Here is a 780-nt window from a genome sequence, read left to right as displayed (position 1 = left end):
GCGGCGGCGGTAGTGGTGCAGCCGGTAGATCAGCCGGGACCTGTCCCCGGGCCGGTGACACGTCAGGCCTGCGGCTGATATCCGTCCGCCGTGGTCACCGCCGTTCACGGTCACCTCGGGTCGGTGTCCGCGCCGGCTCCAGGAGCGTCCTCGCGGCGGCCTGAGCCCTTGACCCGTCTCGTCCTCGAAACAGATCCAGGCGCCCAGGTCGCCCGCGGTGCTTCCACCTGCGGCCACACCTCCCGCTTCCACGCCTCGATCGCCTGGTCGTCGCGTTGGACGGCCCGGCGGCCGGGGACCTGCACCGACCAGCCGTTACGCCGAAGAAGCAACGACACGCCAGGCAGGGTGTAGTCGATCCCGAACACATCGCGGATGAGCGCGGCGATCCGGCCGAGGGTCCAGCGTTGGTCGTCGGCGTAGCCGTGCGCGGCGGGACCGCGGTTCAGCTCGGCCTCCAACCTGGCGAACGCCGCCTGGTCCAGGCGCGCCCGCCGGTGCGGGCCCTTGGACCTCAAGGCTTCGACCCCGCCCTGGCGCCAGGCCTGACGCCACTTCTCGACCTGCCGCACACCGACCCGCAACTCGCCCGCGACCCACGCGTTCGCACGGCCCTCGGCGAACCACTCCGCGGCCCGCATCCGCACCCGCTCCCGACGCTCTCGGCCTGCGTCGGTCATCCCGCCGCCCTGGGGGTATCTGGCCATGCCACCGGCATACGCCCACAGCACCGGGCCGTCCACTCACCCAACCGCCAACACCCAATAACCCTGGTTAGTG

General features: G+C 71.9%; 1 protein-coding gene. It reads right to left on the bottom strand.

Annotated features, from left to right (window positions below; translation table 11 throughout):
* Positions 1 to 110 precede the first annotated feature (110 nt).
* Positions 111 to 707, bottom strand: coding sequence for a winged helix-turn-helix domain-containing protein (locus EBO15_RS36600; RefSeq protein WP_122199076.1), 597 nt, complete (start codon positions 705 to 707; stop codon positions 111 to 113).
* Between the last annotated feature and the right edge of the window lie 73 nt (positions 708 to 780).

This window comes from Actinomadura harenae (assembly GCF_003696215.1).
GTDB classification, from domain to species: domain Bacteria; phylum Actinomycetota; class Actinomycetes; order Streptosporangiales; family Streptosporangiaceae; genus Spirillospora; species Spirillospora harenae.
The sequence above is the reverse complement of the archived record's forward strand: the minus strand, read 5'-3'. Positions and strand labels throughout refer to the sequence as shown.